Source organism: Variovorax paradoxus, assembly GCF_030815975.1.
Taxonomy (GTDB): domain Bacteria; phylum Pseudomonadota; class Gammaproteobacteria; order Burkholderiales; family Burkholderiaceae_C; genus Variovorax; species Variovorax paradoxus_N.
Map to the genome: position 1 here is coordinate 4,834,471 of NZ_JAUSXL010000002.1, position 17,276 is coordinate 4,851,746.

The window sequence follows — 17,276 nt, forward strand, 5'->3', positions numbered from 1 at the left end:
AGCGAAATCAAGGAGGAGGCCGAAGGCCGGGGGACATTCGCGGAGGGGAGTACCCGGTGGCCTGTGCACGCGCCTGAACAAGAGCGCCAAGAACAAAGCTCAGCCCGCGCGCAACTGCTCCCGCAATTTCTGCCCGATCTCAGGCCGCTCGAGGAACGGATCGGCCGGATTCTTGACCGCCACGATGTTCTCCATGCGGCTACGCACATTGCCCAGCGCCTTCGGATGGCTGAACACGTAGAACTGGTTGTCGCTGATGGCATCGAACACCTTCGCCGCCACCTCGGCCGCAGTGATCTTGCCGCTGCTCACCGCCTTGTTGCTCATGGCCTGGCCAATGAGCTGGCTCTTGGTGAGCTCGGTTTCCTTGGGCGCATTCGGCCGGTTGCGCTCGCTGCTGGTGATGCCGGTGGGCACGAAGTACGGGCACAGGAGGCTCGCGCCGATCTGGTCGGTGACGAGGTTGAGGTCCTGGTAAAGGGTTTCCGTCAGGCTCACCACCGCGGCCTTGGCGGCGTTGTAGATGCCCATGTTGGGCGGCGTGAGCAGCCCGGCCATGCTGGCGGTGTTGGTGATGTGGCCGCGATAGGCCGGGTCCTTCGCGGCGGCCTCGAGCATCATCGGCGTGAACAGGCGCACGCCATGGATCACGCCCCACAGGTCGACGCCGAGCACCCATTCCCAGTCGGCCACGGTGTTTTCCCACACCAGGCCGCCCGCGCCCACGCCGGCGTTGTTGAACACGAAGTGCGGCGCGCCGAAGCGTTCCTTCACGGCGGCGGCCAGGGCCTCCATCTGGGCGGCGTCCGACACGTCAACCTTGCGGGCCAGCACCTGCACGCCGGCGGCTTCCATCTCGGCGCGGGCCTTGTCGAGCGCGTCCTGCTGCACGTCGACCAGCACGAGGTTCATGCCGCGCGCAGCGCCGATGCGCGCGCACTCGAGGCCGAAGCCCGAGCCTGCGCCGGTGAGTACGGCCGTCTTGCCCTTGAAGTCCTGAATCATTTGCCGGTGTCCTTCTTGCGTTGAATGTCTCTGACGTTGAAGGCACCATTGAAATACGGAACGCGCTGCAGCGCAGTCACGAAGGTGCCCCGCCCCGGCGCGTTTCTTCAGGCCTCCGCTTTCTTCAACACGTAGCCGATGCGCGGGAAGTGCACGTGCACCGTGCCCACGCGCTCGTGGCTGCGCTCCAACGTGTAGTGCGTGCGTGTGGCAGCCACCAGCGTGCCGGGCGTTTCCTCGAGGCCGAAGCTCTCGGCACGCACCGTGACCGCGCTGCCCAGCGCAATGCCATGGTCGTCCTGGAAGGTGCTGTCGGTCAGCAGCGTGTGCGGCGTGGCGGCCTTGGCAATGGCAATGGCTTCCTCGGCGCTGAATTTCTCGGTCGTGCCATGGCCGATGGCAGCCATGCGGTCCATCCAGTCGACCACCGCGGGCGTGAGGTCGAGGATGCCGCGCACCGAGTCGATGCGGCGCGTGTACCAGAGCGGGTGGTAGGCCGAAAAGTCGGCAATGCACGGCGCCTCGCCCAGCAGGTAGGGCTTGTCGTCGAGCATGTCGGACAGGCGGCGCAGGTACGACTTGTAGGCGCTGGTGGCGTCGGCAGGCCGCAGCCGCGTCATGTTGCCCGTGCTCATCTTCGCGCGGTCTTCGCCGAAGGCCTTGGCGGCCTCGGGCGGCGCCTTGGCGAACAGTTCGGCCGCGCCCCGGGGCTGCATGCTCCAGGCCATGGCGGCCCAGAACAAGGTGGTGTCGGCCCACTGCGCGAGGATGCGCGACATGCCCTTCTCGGGCTCGGGGTAGAGCGTGGCTTCGGGCTCCAGGTGCTCGAGCACGTCGGCGATCAGCGCACTGTCGCAGTACATGTCGGCGCCGATCTGCAGGAACGGCGTCTTGCGGTAGCCGCCGGTGAGCATCTCCACGTCGGGCTTGGGCATGATGGCCGGGATGAGCACGGACTTCCACGACAGCTTCTTGGCGCCGAGGATGAGCCGCACCTTCTCGGAGAACGGCGAAGTGTTGTAGTGGTGCAGGATGAGTTCGGCCATGTGCTGTTTTCCCGTGGAGTGCTTGCTTGACTGTTGCGTTCAGAGCGGCTGCGCGCGCTCGATGATCGAATCGAAACCGGTGCGCGCGCCCAGTGTGCCGAACACGTTGCCCCAGTCGCCGCCAAGGCGCGATGCGCAGAAGGCGTCGGCGACGGCCGGCGGCGCGGTCTGCGCGAGCAATGCAGCCTGCACCGCCAGGGCCACGTCCTGCGCCAGGCGGCGCGCCTCGGCCTCGGAGGCCATGGCCTCGATGCGTGCCGGCAGCGCATCGGCCAGGCGGTCGAGCGCCGCATGCTGGCCGCGCGCCGGTGCCAGCTCTTTTGCGAGCGCCGCCACCGCATCGCCCTTGCGCAGGCCGCGCAGCAGGTCGAGCGCCATGATGTTGCCGGCGCCTTCCCAGATGGAGTTGAGCGGCATCTCGCGGTAGATGCGGGCCATGATGCCTTCGCCGCCCTCTTCCACATAGCCGTTGCCGCCGAGGCATTCCATGGCTTCCTGCGCGAAGTGGCTGCCGCGCTTGCAGATCCAGAACTTGGCGACCGGCGTGAGCAGGCGCGCCATCAGGCGCTCGTGTTCGTCGGCCTGATGGTCGAAGGCGCGCGCGAGGCGGATGGCCAGCGCGGTGGAGGCTTCGCTTTCGAGCGCGAGGTCGGCCAGCACGTTCTTCATGAGCGGCTGCTCGATCAGCGGCTTGCCGAAGGCCTTGCGCTGTGCCGCATGATTGAGCGCGATGCTCAATGCCTGCCGCATCAGGCCGCTGGTGCCCAGCGCGCAGTCGAGCCGGGTCATGGTGCCCATCTCGAGGATCTGCGGAATGCCGCGCCCCTCTTCGCCCACGAGCCATGCGCTGGCGCCATGGAACTCGACCTCGGAGCTCGCGTTGGCCTTGTTGCCGAGCTTGTCCTTCAGGCGCTGGATGTGGATGGCGTTGCGGGTGCCGTCGGGCAATACGCGCGGCAGGAAGAAGCAGCTGAGCCCGGCCGGCGCCTGGGCCAGCACGAGGAAGGCATCGCACATCGGTGCCGAGAAGAACCACTTGTGACCGGTGATCGCGTAGCGCTCGCCCCAGGCGTCGCTGCCGTCGCGCACGGCCTTGGTGGTGTTGGCGCGCACGTCGGAGCCGCCCTGCTTCTCGGTCATGCCCATGCCCATGGTCACGCCGGGCTTGTCCTTGAACAACGCAAGCGCCGGGTCGTACCAGAGGCTGCCGAGCTTCGGGCCCCAGTCGGCGTACACGGCGGCATTGCCGCGCAGCGCAGGAGTGGCCGCGTAGGTCATCGAGACCGGGCAAAGGATCGACGGCTCCAACTCGGTGAAGAGCATGAAGCCGGCCGCGCGCAGCACATGCGGCGAGGCCGAGGTACCGGTCCAGGGCGTGCCGTGCAGGCCCGCACCTACCGCGGCGGCCATGAGGATGTGGTAGCTCGGATGAAACTCCACCTCGTCGGTGCGCCGCCCGAAGCGGTCGTGCGTGTGCAGTTCAGGCGGGTGGACGTTGGCGAGCCGCGCATGCGCCTGCATCTCGGCCGAGCCGATGGTGACCCCCAGCTCTTGCAGCTGCGCCACCTGGAGCTGAGGCGCATTGAACTTCAACGCATCGCGCAAGGGCCGGTTGGTTTCGAACAGGTTGTAGTCCACCAGCGGCTCGGGCTGGTTGAACACCTCGTGCGTTCCAGCATTCTTCATACAGGACCTCCGATGAACCAGTTCCAGAGGCGAGCTTAAGCCTAGATCAGTTTGACGAGTTGCTTGCCAAAATTCCTGCCCTTGAGCAAACCCAGGAAGGCCTCAGGGGCAGCCTCGATGCCTTGCGCCACCGACTCGCGCGGCCTGAGCTTGCCGGTGGCCACCAGCGCACCGAGCTCGGCCAGCGCCTCGGGCCACACTTCCATGTGCTCGCTCACGATGAAGCCTTCGATCTTCATGCGGTTGATGAGGATCAGCGCCGGATTCGCAAGCGGCAGCGGCTGCCCGTCGTAGCCCGCGATCATTCCGCACAAGGCCACGCGCGCAAAGGCATTGGCGCGCAGCAGCACGGCGTCGAAGATGTAGCCGCCCACGTTCTCGAAGTAGCCGTCGATGCCGTTAGGGCAGGCTTCCTTGAGCGCGGCGTTCATGCTCTTGACGTCGGGGTGCTGGCGGTAGTCGATGCAGGCGTCGAAGCCAAGCTCGTCGGTCACGTACCTGCACTTGTCCGGCCCGCCCGCAATGCCGACCACGCGGCAGCCGCGCGCCTTGGCCAGTGCACCAAAGGCGCTGCCGACGGCGCCGCTGGCGGCCGTGACGACCATCGTCTCGCCGGCCTTCGGCGCAATGATCTTCACCAGCCCGTACCAGGCCGTGACGCCCGGCATGCCGACCGCGCCGAGGTAGTGCGACAGCGGCACCTGCGTGGTGTCGACCTTCTTGAGCGCGCCGGGCTGCGAGGCATCGACCACGCTGTATTCCTGCCAGCCGCCGAAGCCCACCACCTTGTCGCCGACGGCGTACTTGGGATGCTTGCTTTCCACCACTTCGCCGGCCGTGCCGCCCTGCATGACCTGGCCCAGGGGCTGCGGCTGGGCGTAGCTCTTGGAATCGTTCATGCGTCCGCGCATGTAGGGGTCAAGGCTCATGTAGTGGTGGCGCACCAGCACCTGGTTGTCCTTGAGCGCGGGCGTCTCGGCGGTCACGAGCTTGAAGTTGCCGGCAACGGCTTCGCCATCGGGGCGGTTGTCGAGATGGATCTGTTTGTTGATGGGCATGTGGAGCTCCTGGGAATTGGGTCGGTCGGTCAGTCTGTAGAGGGCGGCCGCATCGCATTGGCGCTGGCGGGCCCTGTAGGCAGCCGGCGCTTCACGTACTTGAAGGTGCCGGTGGCATGCGCGCACACGCGCTCCTGTTCGTCGTAGATCCTGGCTTCGGTGAAAGCCAGCGTCGCGGTGCGGTGGATCAGCGTGCCGCGCGCATGCAGCGGTCCGACCGAAGGCTGCATGAAGCTGGTCTTCATCTCGATGGTGACCACGCCCGTCTCGGGCGCCACGCTGCGCGCGGCAGCCGCCATGGCGATGTCGAGCAGCGTCATGCAGGCGCCGCCGTGCGTCACGTCGAAGGTGTTGAGGTGTTCGGGCTTGGCGGTGTAGATGATTTCGGACTCGCCGCCCTCGAACTTCGTGAGCTCGAAGCCCAGGTGGCGCGCGAACGGAATCTGGCTCGTGTACGAGCGGATGTTGATGTCGTTGGAATCGGTAGAAGACATCTCAGTTTTTCTCTGCGTTCTGTGTTTCGGGATGCTGCTATTTGAGGTGCTTTTGTCCGGGGTGCTTCTTGTTCGAGGCACTTTTGTTCAGGGCGCCGTTGTTCAGGGCGTGTGCACAGGCCACCGGGTACTCCCCTCCGCGAATGTCCCCCGGCCTTCGGCCTCCTCCTTGATTTCGCTGCGGGGAGCACCCGATGCCCTGTGCACCAGGGCACGCTCTGGGTGCACAGCTGATCAACGACCGCTCTGCATAACGATCCCGCTGATGGGGTGCCTTGCGCAGCGAAATCAAGGGGGAGGCCGCAGGCCGGAGGACATTCGCGGAGCAAGGTACCCCGTCGGCGGGATCGCGCCCTGAATAGCGCACGTCAAATACGATGCGACGAATCAAAACGCAAGGCCTCATTCAGGCCCCAAGCACCACGCTCACACCGCCGTCCACCGCCAGCCACTGGCCGGTGATGTGCTTGCCGGCATCGCTCGCGTACAGCAGCGTGAGCCCCTTCAGGTCTTCCTCGTCGCCCAGGCGCCCGAGCGGCGCATGCGAGGCCATCTTTTCCTCGCCCAGCGACTTGATCAGCCCGGCCGCCATCTTGGTCATGAAGAAGCCCGGGCAGATCGCGTTCACGTTGATGTTGTACTTGCCCCATTCGGCAGCCAGCGTGCGCGTGAAGCCGATCACCGCCGTCTTCGAGGTGTTGTAGGCCAGCGTCTGCATTTCGGGCGGATTGCCGTTGAGGCCCGCGATCGAGGCGATGTTGATGATGCGGCCCGTCTTCTTCGGAATCATGTAGCCGTTGGCGACATGCTGCGACAGGATGAAGTAGCCGCGCACGTTGAGGTTCATCACCTTGTCCCAGGCCTCGACCGGATGGCTCTCGGCCGGCGCGCCCCAGCTGGCGCCCGCGTTGTTGACCAGGATGTCGATTGCGCCCATGCGCTGCAGCGTCTCGTCGGCCAGGCGGCGCGTGTCTTCTTCCTTCGAGCAGTCGGCCGCGATCCAGCGTGCGTCGATGCCGGCGGACTGCAGCTCGGCTGCGGCCTGCTCCAGGTCTTCGGCCTTGCGCGAACTCAGCATGATCTTCGCGCCGGCCTCGCCGAGCGCATGCGCCATCTGCAGGCCCAGCCCGCGCGAGCCGCCGGTGATGAGGGCGGTCTTGCCCGTGAGATCGAACAGCTTTTGGATGGTGCGGGCGGTCATGGGATGTCTCCGTTGTTGTTCTGGTTGGATGTTCAGGCGATGTAGTCCATGCACTGGCGCGCTTCGCGCACCGCGCCGATGAAAGGTTTCAGCGCCACGTGCTGCGGATGCTCCGCATAGGCCGCGAGCGCGGCCGCGTCGGTGAATTCCGAATACAGGACCAGGTCGTAGGTGGCTTCGAGCCCGGGTTGGGCAATGGCCACCTCGAAACGCAGCGTGCCGGGCGACAGTTTGGCGCAGGCATCGAGCAGGGCCTTGGCCTTCAGCAGGTTGGTCGCCTTGTCGGCGCCCTCGGCGTGTTCCTTGAACTTCCACATCACGATGTGCTTGAGCATGGTCTGCCTTTCCCTGTTATTTGTCGTCGAGACGCGAGCGCACGTAGATGAGCACGAAGCCCACGAGGGCGACCACGCCGCCGGGCACGGCCATCGACCAGCCGAGCGCCGGCTCGGTGCGGCCCGTGGCAATGCCGAGAATCACGAGAAACAGGCCGCCATAGATCAGGATCCAGATCCACTTCTCGAGCCGCGCATGCGGCTTCGGCGGCTTGACGGGGTTGGGCGGGTTGTTGGGGGCGGCGTTGGCCATTGTCAAAAAGCGTCCTCGGGCAATGCTGTACAGGTGGGGTCGCGGCTCTCGACCACGTTGAGCCAGGCACCGATTTTCGGCAGCTCGTAGTGGAAGAAGTAGTCCGTGGCGCCTATCTTGCCAGCTGTTACCGCCCTCGCCTTGTCCGCATCGATCTCAAGCGCGCGCCGCGCCACGTCCAGCCAGATCCAGGCCAGCACGGTGTGGCCGAAGGCCTGCATGTAGGGCACGGCGTTGGCCAGCGCGTCGACCGGGTCGCCGGTGGACCAGGCGGCTTCGGTGGCACTGCCGATGCGCTGCAATGCGGCCTCCAGCACCCTGGCATGCGCCGCGAGCGCGGGCACCCGGGCGGCGTGGCCGATGGTTTCGGCGATGCGCCCGCCCAGCAGCTGCAGGCCGCGGCCCTTTTCCATCAGCACCTTGCGGCCCAGCAGATCGGCCGCCTGGATGCCGTGCGTGCCCTCGTGGATCATGTTCAGGCGGTTGTCGCGCCAGTACTGCTCCACCGGAAAATCGCGCGTGTAGCCGTAGCCGCCGTGCACCTGGATGGCCAGCGAATTGGCCTCCAGGCACCACTCGCTCGGCCAGCTCTTGGCAACGGGCGTGAGCACCTCCAGCAGCAGGCGCGCGTCGTCGGCGGCCTCTGCGTCGCCGGTCTTCTGCTCGTCGACCAGCCGGGCGCAGTACAGCTCCAGCGCCAGCGCGCCCTCGCAGTACGCCTTCTGCGCCAGCAGCATGCGGCGCACGTCGGCGTGCTCGATGATGCGCACCTGCGGGCTGGCCGAGTCCTTCACGCCCGCCGTGCCGGCCGTCTGCGGCTTCTTCACGAGCCGGCCCTGCGGCCGGGTCTTCGCATACTCGAGCGAGGCGTGGTAGCCGGCCATGCCCAGCATGGTGGCCGCCGTGCCCACGCCGATGCGCGCCTCGTTCATCATGTGGAACATGCAGTGCAGCCCCTTGCCAGGCTCGCCGACCAGGTAGCCCACCGCCCCTGCCTTGCCGCCGACCGGGTACTTGCCCTCGCCGAAGTTCAAGAGCGTGTTGGTGGTGCCGCGCCAGCCCAGCTTGTGGTTGAGGCCCGCGAGCGCCACGTCGTTCCTGCTGCCCAGCGTGACCTTCACACTGCCGACCTCCCCCTCTCCCGCTTGCGGGAAAGGGCCGGAGTGAGGGTTCTCCACATTCACCAGCCACTTCGGCACGATGAACAGCGAGATGCCGCGCGTGCCCGGCACCAGCTTGCCGTTCTCGTCCGGAATCTTCGCGAGCACGATGTGCACGATGTTCTCGGTCAGCTCATGGTCGCCCGCCGAGATCCACATCTTGTTGCCAGTGAGCCGATAGCGCGGCCCGAGCGGATCGCTCTGGTAGTCGGCGCCATCGGGCACGGCGCGCGTGGCCACATCGCTCAGCGAGGAGCCGGCCTGCGGCTCGGACAGGCACATGGTGCCCGCCCAGCGGCCCGAGAACTCGTTCTTGGCGAACACCTCTTTCTGCATCTGGGTGCCGTGCACCATCAGCAGGTTGGCGTTGCCGCTGGTGAGCATGTTCGAGCCGATGCTCACCGAGGCCATCGCGAAGAAGCTGTTGGCCGCGGCCTGCAGCGTGTAGGGCAGCTGCATGCCGCCGATCTCGTAGTCCTGCGCCGCACACATCATTCCCGATTCGACGAATGCTTTGTGCGCGTCATGCGTGGCCTGCGGCAGCACAACCTTCTCGCCGTCGAAATGCGGCTCCTGCGTGTCGACGATGCGATTGGCCGGCGCGTATTTTTCGCGCGCAATGCGCTCGCAGGTGTCGAGCACCGCATCGAAGGTTTCGCGCGAATGGTCGGCGAAGCGCTCGCGCTGGTTGAGCGATTCGGCGTCGAGCCAGTCGTAAAGCAGGAAGTCGAGGGTGGGACGCAGGCTCATGATCGGATCTTGATGTTGAGGCTACCGACTTCGACCGGTCGCGCTCGTCGGCCGGCGAAGCCAGGCCCGTTCGTGAAACACCGCGGAACCGGCTTTGCCGGGCCGCCGGTGTTGCCCCCGGAAGGGGATTGGCGGAGGCAATACGCAGTGTGGCAGTGCGCCGCAGACTGGGGGAGAGTCAAAGTACCTCGAACACGCCCGCAGCACCCATGCCGCCGCCAATGCACATCGTGACCAGCACCTTCTTCGCGCCGCGGCGCTTGCCTTCGATGAGCGCGTGACCCGTCAGGCGCTGGCCGCTCACGCCGTAGGGGTGGCCCACGGCGATGGCGCCGCCGTCCACGTTCAGGCGGTCGCCCGGAATGCCGAGCTTGTCGCGGCAGTAGATCACCTGCACGGCAAAGGCTTCGTTCAGTTCCCACAGGTCGATGTCGTTGACCGTGAGGCCCAGGCGCTTGAGCACCTTCGGAATCGCGAAGACCGGGCCGATGCCCATTTCGTCGGGCTCGCAGCCGGCCACGGCAAAGCCGAGGAAGCGGCCGAGCGGCTTCAGGCCCTTCTGCTGCGCGTATTTCTCGTCGACCACCACGCACGCGCCGCCGCCGTCGGAGAACTGGCTGGCATTGCCGGCCGAAATGAGGCCGCCGGGCAGTGCCGGGCGGATGCCGCTGATGCCTTCCTTGGTGGTGCCGGCACGGATGCCCTCGTCGTTCTCGACCGTGACTTCCTTGGTGCGCAGGCCCATCACCGGGTCGGCCACGCCGGCCAGCACGGTGATCGGTGCGATCTCTTCCTTGAAGCGGCCGGCTTCCAACGCGGCGGTGGCCTTCTGCTGGCTGGCGGCGCCGTATTCGTCCATGGCGTCGCGGCCGATGTTGTAGCGCTTGGCCACCTGCTCGGCCGTCTGCAGCATGTTCCAGTAGATCTCGGGCTTGTGCTTCACGAGCCAGGGGTCGGCCAGCATGTGCTTGTTGGCTTCGTTCTGCACACACGAGATGCTCTCGACGCCGCCGGCCACGTAGACCTCGCCCTCGCCCGCAATGATGCGCTGCGCGGCGGTGGCAATGGTCTGCAGGCCCGAGGAGCAGAAGCGGTTGATCGTCATGCCCGAGGTGGTGACGGGACAGCCGGCGCGCAGTGCGATCTGGCGCGCGATGTTGGAGCCGGTGGCGCCTTCGGGCGTGGCGCAGCCCATGATGACGTCGTCGACTTCGGCGGCTTCGATGCCGGCGCGCGAGATGGCGTGCTGCACCGCGTGGCCGCCGAGCGTGGCGCCGTGCGTCATGTTGAAGGCACCCTTCCAGCTCTTCGCGAGCGGCGTGCGGGCGGTGGAAACGATGACGGCGCTGGTCATGGTGAGGTCCTTTGAAGATGGAAGGGAAAGAGGGTTGTGGTCGTCATTGCGCCGGCGCAGCGTTGCCGTTGCGCAGGAGCTGGTGATAGAAGCCGATCATCTCGCCGTAGTTGGCGATGGAGACGCGCTCGTTGTTGCCATGGAAGCGCGCAAGGTCCTCGCCCTTCATGCGCAGCGGCGAGAAGCGGTAGACCGCGTCGCTCACGAGGCTGAAGTGGCGCGAATCGGTGGCAGCCGTCATGAGGCCGGGCGCGACAACCACGTCGGGGAACGACTGGCGCACCGCCTGCTGGATCGCGCGATAGCCCGTGCTGTCGGTCGGCGACACGGGCGACGGCTCCGAGTTGCCGGGATAGCGCTTGATCTTGATCTCGTCGTTGCCAAGGCTCTTGCGCAGGTGCGCTTCCACGCCGTCAATGGTGTCACCCGGCAGGATGCGGAAGTTGACCGCAGCCTCGGCGCGGCCGGGCAGCACGTTGTCCTTGTTGCCGGCGCGCACGATGGTGAGCGCCGTGGTCGTACGCAGCATCGCGTTGCTGCTCGGGCTTTTTTCGAGTTGGCCGCGCACCAGCGGTTCGGTGAGCCACAGGTTGGAGAGCATCACGCGGTTCACCCCGCTCATCTCGGGCGCGAGCGCGCCGAACATCTGCGCGGCCACGCCGCGGATGCCACCGGGCATCGGCGTGGCTTCGAGCCGCGCAAGCGCCGCGCTCATGCTGCCGATGGCGCTGTGTTGCGGCGGCATCGACGAATGGCCGGGGGCGGTGTCGAGCGAAAGAAAGAAGGTGCCGTAGCCCTTCTCGGCCAGGCCGATCAGCGCCGCGGGCTTCGACAGGCCGGGCAGCACGCCGTCGAGCACCAGCAGGCCTTCGTCGAGCACCCAGTCGAGGCGCACATTGCGCGACTTGAGCAGTTCGGCAATGGGCAGCGCACCGCGCAGGCCGCTCACCTCTTCGTCGTCGCCCATCACGAGGTAGACGGTCTGCCTCGGCTGGAAGCCGCTCGCGACCAGCCGCTCGACGGCTTCCATCTGCGCGAACAGGTTGCTCTTGTTGTCGAGCGTGCCGCGGCCCCAGACGAAGCCGTCCTTGATCTCGCCTGCGAAGGGATCGACTGTCCAGGCCTTTTCGGTGCCCGGGGCGATCGGCACCATGTCCTGGTGCGCCATCAGCGCGACAGGCTTGGCGGAAGGATCGCTGCCGGCCCATGTGTAGAGCAGCGCCTTGTTGCCCACGACTTCCTTCTTGAGGATGGCGTGGACCTTCGGGTACTGCTGTTCGAGGTAGGCATGCAGCTTGTCGAACTCGGCCGCGTTGGCGGCCGGATCGTCCAGGGCCGACACCGTGCGGAACGTGATCGCCGTGGACAGCCGCTTCGCGGCCGCCTGCAGGTCGATGTCCAGCTTGGGTGCGGGCGCCACTGCCAGCTGCTGCGATGGCGTGGTCCAGGTCTTGGCCGCCACGGCCGCCACCAGTGCCACAAGCACCAGCAGCAGCCCGAGAAAGATGCGTTTCAACATGGGCGGCCGGAGTCCCTTCGCGATCAGCTGAACTGCTTGCCTTCTGCCACCAGCTTCTGGATCAGCGGCGCGGGCTGCCAGAACTCGGCATCGTCGCGCGGGTTGCGTGCAAAGCGCTTCATGGTTTCGGCCACGTTGTACAGGCCGACCTGCGATGCGTAGTGCATCGGGCCGCCGCGCCAGATCGGGAAGCCATAGCCGGTGAGGTACACCATGTCGATGTCGCCCGACTTCGAGGCAATGCCGTCCTCCAGGATGTGCGCGCCTTCGTTCACCAGGGCGTACACCAGGCGCTGCACGATCTCTTCGTCGGAAATCTTGCGCGGCGTGATGCCCAGTTCCTTGCGATGGTCCTCGATCATCTTGTTGACGAGTTCCGATGGAATCGCGTCGCGCTTGCCAGCCTGGTAGTCGTACCACCCTGCCCCGGTCTTCTGGCCGAAGCGGCCCAGTTCGCAGAGCTTGTCGGCCGTGCGGCTGTACTTCATGTTGGGATGCTCGATGGCGCGCCGCTTGCGGATCGCCCAGCCGATGTCGTTGCCGGCCAGGTCGCCCATGCGGAACGGGCCCATGGCAAAGCCGAACTTCTCGATCGCCCTGTCGACCTGCTGCGGCGTGGCGCCCTCGTCGAGCAAAAAGCCCGCCTGGCGCGAGTACTGCTCGATCATGCGGTTGCCGATGAAGCCGTCGCACACGCCCGAGACCACGGCCGTCTTCTTGATCTTCTTGCCAATGTCCATGACCGTGGCCAGAACGTCCTTGGCTGTTGCTTTGCCGCGCACCACTTCGAGCAGCTTCATCACGTTGGCCGGGCTGAAGAAGTGCATGCCGACCACGTCCTGCGGGCGGTCGGTGAACGAGGCGATCTTGTCGACGTCGAGCGTCGAGGTGTTGGAAGCCAGGATCGCGCCCTTCTTTGCCACGCGGTCGAGTTCCTTGAACACCTTTTCCTTGACGCCGAGTTCCTCGAACACGGCTTCGATGATCAGGTCGGCGTCCTTCAGGTCGTCGTAGCTCAGCGTGGTGCTCAGGAGCGCCATGCGCTGCTCGTACTTGTCTTGCTTGAGCTTGCCCTTCTTGACCTGGGATTCGTAGTTCTTCTTGATGGTGGCAATGCCGCGGTCGAGCGCTTCCTGCTTCATCTCGAGAATCTTCACGGGGATGCCCGCATTCAGGAAGTTCATCGAGATGCCGCCGCCCATGGTACCGGCGCCGATCACGCCCACCGACTTGATCTCGCGCTTGGGCGTGTCGTCGGGCACGTCGGGAATCTTCGAGGCCGCGCGCTCGGCCATGAACAGGTGGCGCAGCGCCAGCGATTCGGGCGTGAACATCAGCGCGGTGAAGATCCGGCGCTCTTCGGCCATGCCTTCATCGAACTTCATCCGCGTGGCAGCCTGCACCGCATCGACGCACTTGAGCGGCGCCGGATAGTTCTTCGACATGCCGCCCACCATGTTCCTCGCGAACTGGAAGTAGGCATCGCCCTGCGGGTGCTTGCAGGGCAGGTTGCGCACCAGCGGCAATGCGTCGCCGCTCTTGCCCGCGACGCTCTTGGCGAATGCAACGGCTTCCTCGAACACCGATTCGGGCGAAGCCGCGAGCTGGTCGAACAGCTTCTGGCCCGGCAGGCCGGCCAGCAGTTCGCTCTTGACGGGCTCGCCGCTCACGATCATGTTGAGCGCGGTTTCCACGCCCAGCACGCGCGGCAGGCGCTGCGTGCCGCCGGCGCCGGGAATCAGGCCCAGCTTGACCTCGGGCAGCGCAATGCTGGTGCCGGGAGCCGCCACGCGGTAGTGGCAACCGAGCGCCAGCTCGAGGCCGCCGCCCATGCACACCGAATGGATCGCCGCGACGATCGGCTTCGGCGAAGCCTCGAGCGCGAGGATCACGCTCAGCAGGTTGGGCTCCTGCAGCGCCTTGGGCGTGCCGAATTCCTTGATGTCCGCGCCGCCCGAGAACGCCTTGCCGGCGCCGGTGATGACGATGGCCTTGACGGCATCATCGGCATTGGCCTTTGCGAGCCCATCGGTGATGCCGATGCGGGTCGAGAAACCGAGGCCGTTGACCGGAGGGTTGGCCAGTGTGATCACGGCGACATCGCCGAGCACTTTGTATTCAGCCGTCATGCTGCGTTCCTTGGTGTGTGAAGAAAAAGAAGAAAAAGCACGAGTGTTCTTTTTCGAGGGATTCTAGGCGTTTGGCGCGGCGCAACAATGGCACGCAGTCGCTGTCGGGACAAGAGGATCCGGGGCGCGGCCCGAATCCCTGGAGGGCTTCTTCAGACCTCTAGCCACTCTTTGCGGGTGGCGGCGTCGGCGCGCAGGCTGTCGGGGGTGCCATCGAACACGATGCTGCCATGGCCCATGACGAGCGCGCGGTCGGAGATCTGCATCGCGATGGTCAGCTTCTGCTCGATCAGCAGCACCGAGATGCCCTTGTCCTTGAGCGTCTTCAGGTACTGCCCCACCAGTTCGACGATCTTGGGCGCGAGGCCTTCGGTCGGCTCGTCGATCATGATCAGGTCGGGGTCGCCCATGAGGGTGCGGCACAGCGTGAGCATCTGCTGCTCGCCGCCCGAGAGCACGCCGGCCTCGGTGTGCTGGCGTTCCTTCAGGCGCGGGAACATGGCGTACATGTCGTCGAACTGCCAGCGGCTTCCCTTGCCCGAGCCTTTCTGGCCCAGCAGCAGGTTCTGGTGCACCGTGAGCTTGGGAAAGATGTCGCGGTTCTCGGGCACGTAGCCGATGCCCAGGTGCGCGATCTCGTAGGCCTTCCGGCGCAGGATGTCCTGGTCCTTCCAGCGCAGCGTGCCCTCGGCATGCACCAGGCCCATGATGGCCTTGGCGGTGGTCGAGCGCCCCGAGCCATTGCGGCCCAGCAGCGCGACGATTTCGCCCGCGCCGACGTTGAAGGAAACGCCATGCAGCACATGGCTCTTGCCGTAGTAGGCGTGGATGTCGTGAAGCTTCAGCATGTCAGTTGTTTCGCGGCGCGTTGTTGTTGCGGGTTGCTTGTGTTCGGGCGCTCTTGTTCAGGGCGCGTGCACAGGCCACCGGGTACTCCCCTCCGCGAATGTCCCCCGCCTTCGGCTCCTCCTTGATTTCGCTGCGGGGAGCACCCGATGCCCTGTGCACCTGGGCACGCTGCTGGTGTACAGCCGATCAACGACCGCTCTGCATAACGATCCCGCTGATGGGGTGCCTTGCGCAGCGAAATCAAGGAGGAGGCCGCAGGCCGGGGGACATTCGCGGAGCAAGGTACCCCGTCGGCGGGAGCGCGCCCTGAATGACCCACAACGCGGCGCAAAGAAAAGCAGATTGTCATCAGTGCCCCGCCCCCTGCGCGTCTGCGACCGAAGACCCCAGATAGGCCTCCTGCACCCGCGCATTGGCGCGAACCGCCGCCGGCGTGTCGAAGGCGATGACCTCGCCATACACCACCACCGCGATCTTGTCGGCCAGCCCGAAGACCACGCCCATGTCGTGCTCGACTGTCAGCAGCGTCTTGCCGACCGTGACGTGTTTGATGAGCGAGATGAAGTGCGCCGTCTCGGTCTTGCTCATGCCCGCCGTGGGCTCGTCCAGAAGAATGACGCCCGCACCGCCGGCAATGGTCACGCCGATCTCCAGCGCACGCTGCTCCGCATAGGTGAGGTTCACCGCGTGCACGTCGCGCTTGCGCTGCAGGCCGATCTGCTTGATGAGCTCTTCGGTGCGCGCGTTGGCGTCGTCCAGGTTCGAGAGAAAGCGCAGGAAGGTGTAGCGGTAGCCCAGGCTCCACAGCACGCCGCAGCGCAGGTTCTCGAACACGCTGAGCTTCGGGAAGATGTTGGTGATCTGGAAACTGCGCGACAGGCCCAGCCGGTTGATCTCGTAGGGCTTCTTGCCGTCGATGCGCTGGCCGTTCAGCAGCACCTCGCCGCTGGTGGGTGCGAGCCGCCCGCTGATCAGGTTGAACAGCGTCGACTTGCCCGCCCCGTTGGGGCCGATGATCGCCACGCGCTCCCCGGCCTTCACGGCCAGGTCCACGCCGCGGATGATCTCGGTCTTGCCGAAATTCTTGCGCAGCGCCTTCATTTCCAATGCGTATTGCGCGCTCATTACGCAGCCTCCCGGCGCTTGATTTCTGCTTCGATCTCTTCCTGCGCCTGGCCCCAGACACGCACGAAGCGGCGCCGCGCTACCTCGAGTGCAGCCACGCCCACGGCCAGGATGGCGGCGGCGCCGAGCCAGCTTGCCGTGCCCGAGGTGTCGAGCGTCACGCCGAAGAAGTTCAGGTTGGGCCCGAGCGCCGAGTTGAGCTGGATGTGATAGATCATCTCGATCAGCGCGGCCGCGCCCACCACCACCGGCACCAGCGCCACAGCCAGCGCGATGTACAGCAGCCAGAAGCGGTCGAACTTGCCGAACTTGGCAACCCGCAGGTTCATCATCACCAGGCTGGCGATGCCGCCGGGCGCGAACATCACCATGAACACGAACACCAGGCCGAAATAGAGCTGCCAGGCCTTGGAGAGTTCGGACAGCAGGATCGAGGCGAACACCAGCAGCACCGCGCCGATGATCGGCCCGAAGAAGAACACCGCCCCGCCCAGGAAGGTGAACAGCAGGTAGCCGCCCGAGCGGATGGCGCTCAGGCTGTCGGCCGCGTTCACGATCTCGAAGTTGATCGACGCCAACCCGCCGCCAATGCCGGCGAAGAAGCCCGCAATGATGAACGCGAAATAGCGCACGCGCTGCGTGTTGTAGCCGATGAACTCCACGCGCTCCGGGTTGTCGCGCACCGCGTTCAGCATGCGGCCGAGCGGCGTGCCGGTGAAGGCATACATGAGCGCGGTGCAGACGAAGCAGTAGGCGGCGATCAGGTAGTACACCTGGATCTGCGAGCCGAAGTTGAAGCCGAAGAAGGTCGGGCCGTACACGCGGTCGGTGGTGATGCCGCCCTCGCCCCCGAAGAAGCTCGGGAACATCAGCGCCATCGAGGCCACCAGTTCGCCGATGCCCATGGTGATCATCGCGAAGGTGGTGCCCGATTTCTTCGTCGTGACAAAGCCCAGCAGGATGGCAAAGAACATGCCGGCCAGGCCGCCCACCAGGGGAATGGCCACCAGCGGAATCTGCAGCCCGCCCTTGGCGCCCATGTTCATCGCGTGGATGGCAAGGAACGAGCCGAGCCCGACATACACGGCATGGCCGAAGCTCAGCATGCCGCCCTGCCCCAGCAGGATGTTGTAGCTCAGGCAGATGATGATCAGGTAGCCCATCTGCGAGAGCATGGTGAGCGCCAGGCTGCTCTTGAACAGCAGCGGCGAGACGATCAGCGCAATCGCGAACAGCGACCAGATCAAGAAGCGTCCGATGTTCCAGGGCTTGAAGCGGTAGTACTGCGTGGTTGTTGTGGCTGTTGTCATGG

The 17,276-nt window shown here is 65.8% G+C and carries 15 protein-coding genes; all 15 read right to left on the minus strand.

From position 1 onward, the window contains the following. Positions 1-99 precede the first annotated feature (99 nt). Positions 100-1,005 (minus strand): SDR family oxidoreductase, encoded by a 906-nt coding sequence (locus QFZ47_RS26510; protein ID WP_307658471.1) that lies wholly within the window; start codon positions 1,003-1,005, stop codon positions 100-102. Between the two features lie 107 nt (positions 1,006-1,112). Beyond that, positions 1,113-2,051, minus strand: a complete 939-nt coding sequence (locus tag QFZ47_RS26515; protein ID WP_307658472.1) for a glutathione S-transferase family protein — start codon at positions 2,049-2,051, stop codon at positions 1,113-1,115. 39 nt (positions 2,052-2,090) lie between these two features. Next, on the minus strand, positions 2,091-3,737 hold the full coding sequence (locus tag QFZ47_RS26520) for an isovaleryl-CoA dehydrogenase (protein ID WP_307658473.1): 1,647 nt from the start codon (positions 3,735-3,737) through the stop codon (positions 2,091-2,093). 41 nt (positions 3,738-3,778) lie between these two features. Further along, the gene (locus tag QFZ47_RS26525) at positions 3,779-4,795 is read right to left on the minus strand and encodes an NADP-dependent oxidoreductase (RefSeq protein ID WP_307658474.1); all 1,017 of its coding nucleotides are present in this window, start codon (positions 4,793-4,795) and stop codon (positions 3,779-3,781) included. A gap of 29 nt (positions 4,796-4,824) precedes the next feature. Continuing rightward, the gene (locus QFZ47_RS26530) at positions 4,825-5,289 is read right to left on the minus strand and encodes a PaaI family thioesterase (RefSeq protein ID WP_307658475.1); all 465 of its coding nucleotides are present in this window, start codon (positions 5,287-5,289) and stop codon (positions 4,825-4,827) included. A 406-nt stretch (positions 5,290-5,695) separates the two neighbouring features. After that, positions 5,696-6,490 (minus strand): SDR family oxidoreductase, encoded by a 795-nt coding sequence (locus QFZ47_RS26535; protein ID WP_307658476.1) that lies wholly within the window; start codon positions 6,488-6,490, stop codon positions 5,696-5,698. 32 nt (positions 6,491-6,522) lie between these two features. Next, positions 6,523-6,825, minus strand: coding sequence for a Dabb family protein (locus QFZ47_RS26540; protein WP_307658477.1), 303 nt, complete (start codon positions 6,823-6,825; stop codon positions 6,523-6,525). 16 nt (positions 6,826-6,841) lie between these two features. Beyond that, on the minus strand, positions 6,842-7,078 hold the full coding sequence (locus QFZ47_RS26545) for a hypothetical protein (RefSeq protein WP_307658478.1): 237 nt from the start codon (positions 7,076-7,078) through the stop codon (positions 6,842-6,844). 2 nt (positions 7,079-7,080) lie between these two features. Then, complete coding sequence (locus tag QFZ47_RS26550) at positions 7,081-8,988, minus strand: acyl-CoA dehydrogenase (RefSeq protein WP_307658479.1); 1,908 nt, start codon at positions 8,986-8,988, stop codon at positions 7,081-7,083. A 178-nt stretch (positions 8,989-9,166) separates the two neighbouring features. After that, positions 9,167-10,342 carry an acetyl-CoA C-acyltransferase gene (locus QFZ47_RS26555; protein WP_307658480.1) on the minus strand — a complete coding sequence of 392 codons (1,176 nt, stop codon included), beginning with the start codon at positions 10,340-10,342 and terminating at the stop codon, positions 9,167-9,169. 43 nt (positions 10,343-10,385) lie between these two features. Continuing rightward, on the minus strand, positions 10,386-11,861 hold the full coding sequence (locus QFZ47_RS26560) for a M20 family peptidase (protein ID WP_307658481.1): 1,476 nt from the start codon (positions 11,859-11,861) through the stop codon (positions 10,386-10,388). A 23-nt stretch (positions 11,862-11,884) separates the two neighbouring features. Further along, a complete protein-coding gene (locus tag QFZ47_RS26565; RefSeq protein ID WP_307658482.1) occupies positions 11,885-13,990 on the minus strand; it encodes a 3-hydroxyacyl-CoA dehydrogenase NAD-binding domain-containing protein in 2,106 nt (701 codons plus the stop codon). 152 nt (positions 13,991-14,142) lie between these two features. Then, a complete protein-coding gene (locus QFZ47_RS26570) occupies positions 14,143-14,838 on the minus strand; it encodes an ABC transporter ATP-binding protein (protein ID WP_307658483.1) in 696 nt (231 codons plus the stop codon). A 349-nt stretch (positions 14,839-15,187) separates the two neighbouring features. Then, positions 15,188-15,964, minus strand: coding sequence for an ABC transporter ATP-binding protein (locus QFZ47_RS26575; RefSeq protein WP_307658484.1), 777 nt, complete (start codon positions 15,962-15,964; stop codon positions 15,188-15,190). Beyond that, a complete protein-coding gene (locus QFZ47_RS26580; protein ID WP_307658485.1) occupies positions 15,964-17,274 on the minus strand; it encodes a branched-chain amino acid ABC transporter permease in 1,311 nt (436 codons plus the stop codon). The genes QFZ47_RS26575 and QFZ47_RS26580 overlap by 1 nt, the downstream gene beginning before the upstream one ends. Positions 17,275-17,276 lie beyond the last annotated feature (2 nt).

Excerpts from the sequence above, each read along its gene's own strand:
- QFZ47_RS26510 (WP_307658471.1), bottom strand. The coding sequence starts at position 1,005 with ATGATTCAGGACTTCAAGGGCAAGACGGCCGTACTCACCGGCGCAGGC.
- QFZ47_RS26515 (WP_307658472.1), bottom strand. The coding sequence starts at position 2,051 with ATGGCCGAACTCATCCTGCACCACTACAACACTTCGCCGTTCTCCGAG.
- QFZ47_RS26520 (WP_307658473.1), bottom strand. The coding sequence starts at position 3,737 with ATGAAGAATGCTGGAACGCACGAGGTGTTCAACCAGCCCGAGCCGCTG.
- QFZ47_RS26525 (WP_307658474.1), bottom strand. The coding sequence starts at position 4,795 with ATGCCCATCAACAAACAGATCCATCTCGACAACCGCCCCGATGGCGAA.
- QFZ47_RS26530 (WP_307658475.1), bottom strand. The coding sequence starts at position 5,289 with ATGTCTTCTACCGATTCCAACGACATCAACATCCGCTCGTACACGAGC.
- QFZ47_RS26535 (WP_307658476.1), bottom strand. The coding sequence starts at position 6,490 with ATGACCGCCCGCACCATCCAAAAGCTGTTCGATCTCACGGGCAAGACC.
- QFZ47_RS26540 (WP_307658477.1), bottom strand. The coding sequence starts at position 6,825 with ATGCTCAAGCACATCGTGATGTGGAAGTTCAAGGAACACGCCGAGGGC.
- QFZ47_RS26545 (WP_307658478.1), bottom strand. The coding sequence starts at position 7,078 with ATGGCCAACGCCGCCCCCAACAACCCGCCCAACCCCGTCAAGCCGCCG.
- QFZ47_RS26550 (WP_307658479.1), bottom strand. The coding sequence starts at position 8,988 with ATGAGCCTGCGTCCCACCCTCGACTTCCTGCTTTACGACTGGCTCGAC.
- QFZ47_RS26555 (WP_307658480.1), bottom strand. The coding sequence starts at position 10,342 with ATGACCAGCGCCGTCATCGTTTCCACCGCCCGCACGCCGCTCGCGAAG.
- QFZ47_RS26560 (WP_307658481.1), bottom strand. The coding sequence starts at position 11,861 with ATGTTGAAACGCATCTTTCTCGGGCTGCTGCTGGTGCTTGTGGCACTG.
- QFZ47_RS26565 (WP_307658482.1), bottom strand. The coding sequence starts at position 13,990 with ATGACGGCTGAATACAAAGTGCTCGGCGATGTCGCCGTGATCACACTG.
- QFZ47_RS26570 (WP_307658483.1), bottom strand. The coding sequence starts at position 14,838 with ATGCTGAAGCTTCACGACATCCACGCCTACTACGGCAAGAGCCATGTG.
- QFZ47_RS26575 (WP_307658484.1), bottom strand. The coding sequence starts at position 15,964 with ATGAGCGCGCAATACGCATTGGAAATGAAGGCGCTGCGCAAGAATTTC.
- QFZ47_RS26580 (WP_307658485.1), bottom strand. The coding sequence starts at position 17,274 with ATGACAACAGCCACAACAACCACGCAGTACTACCGCTTCAAGCCCTGG.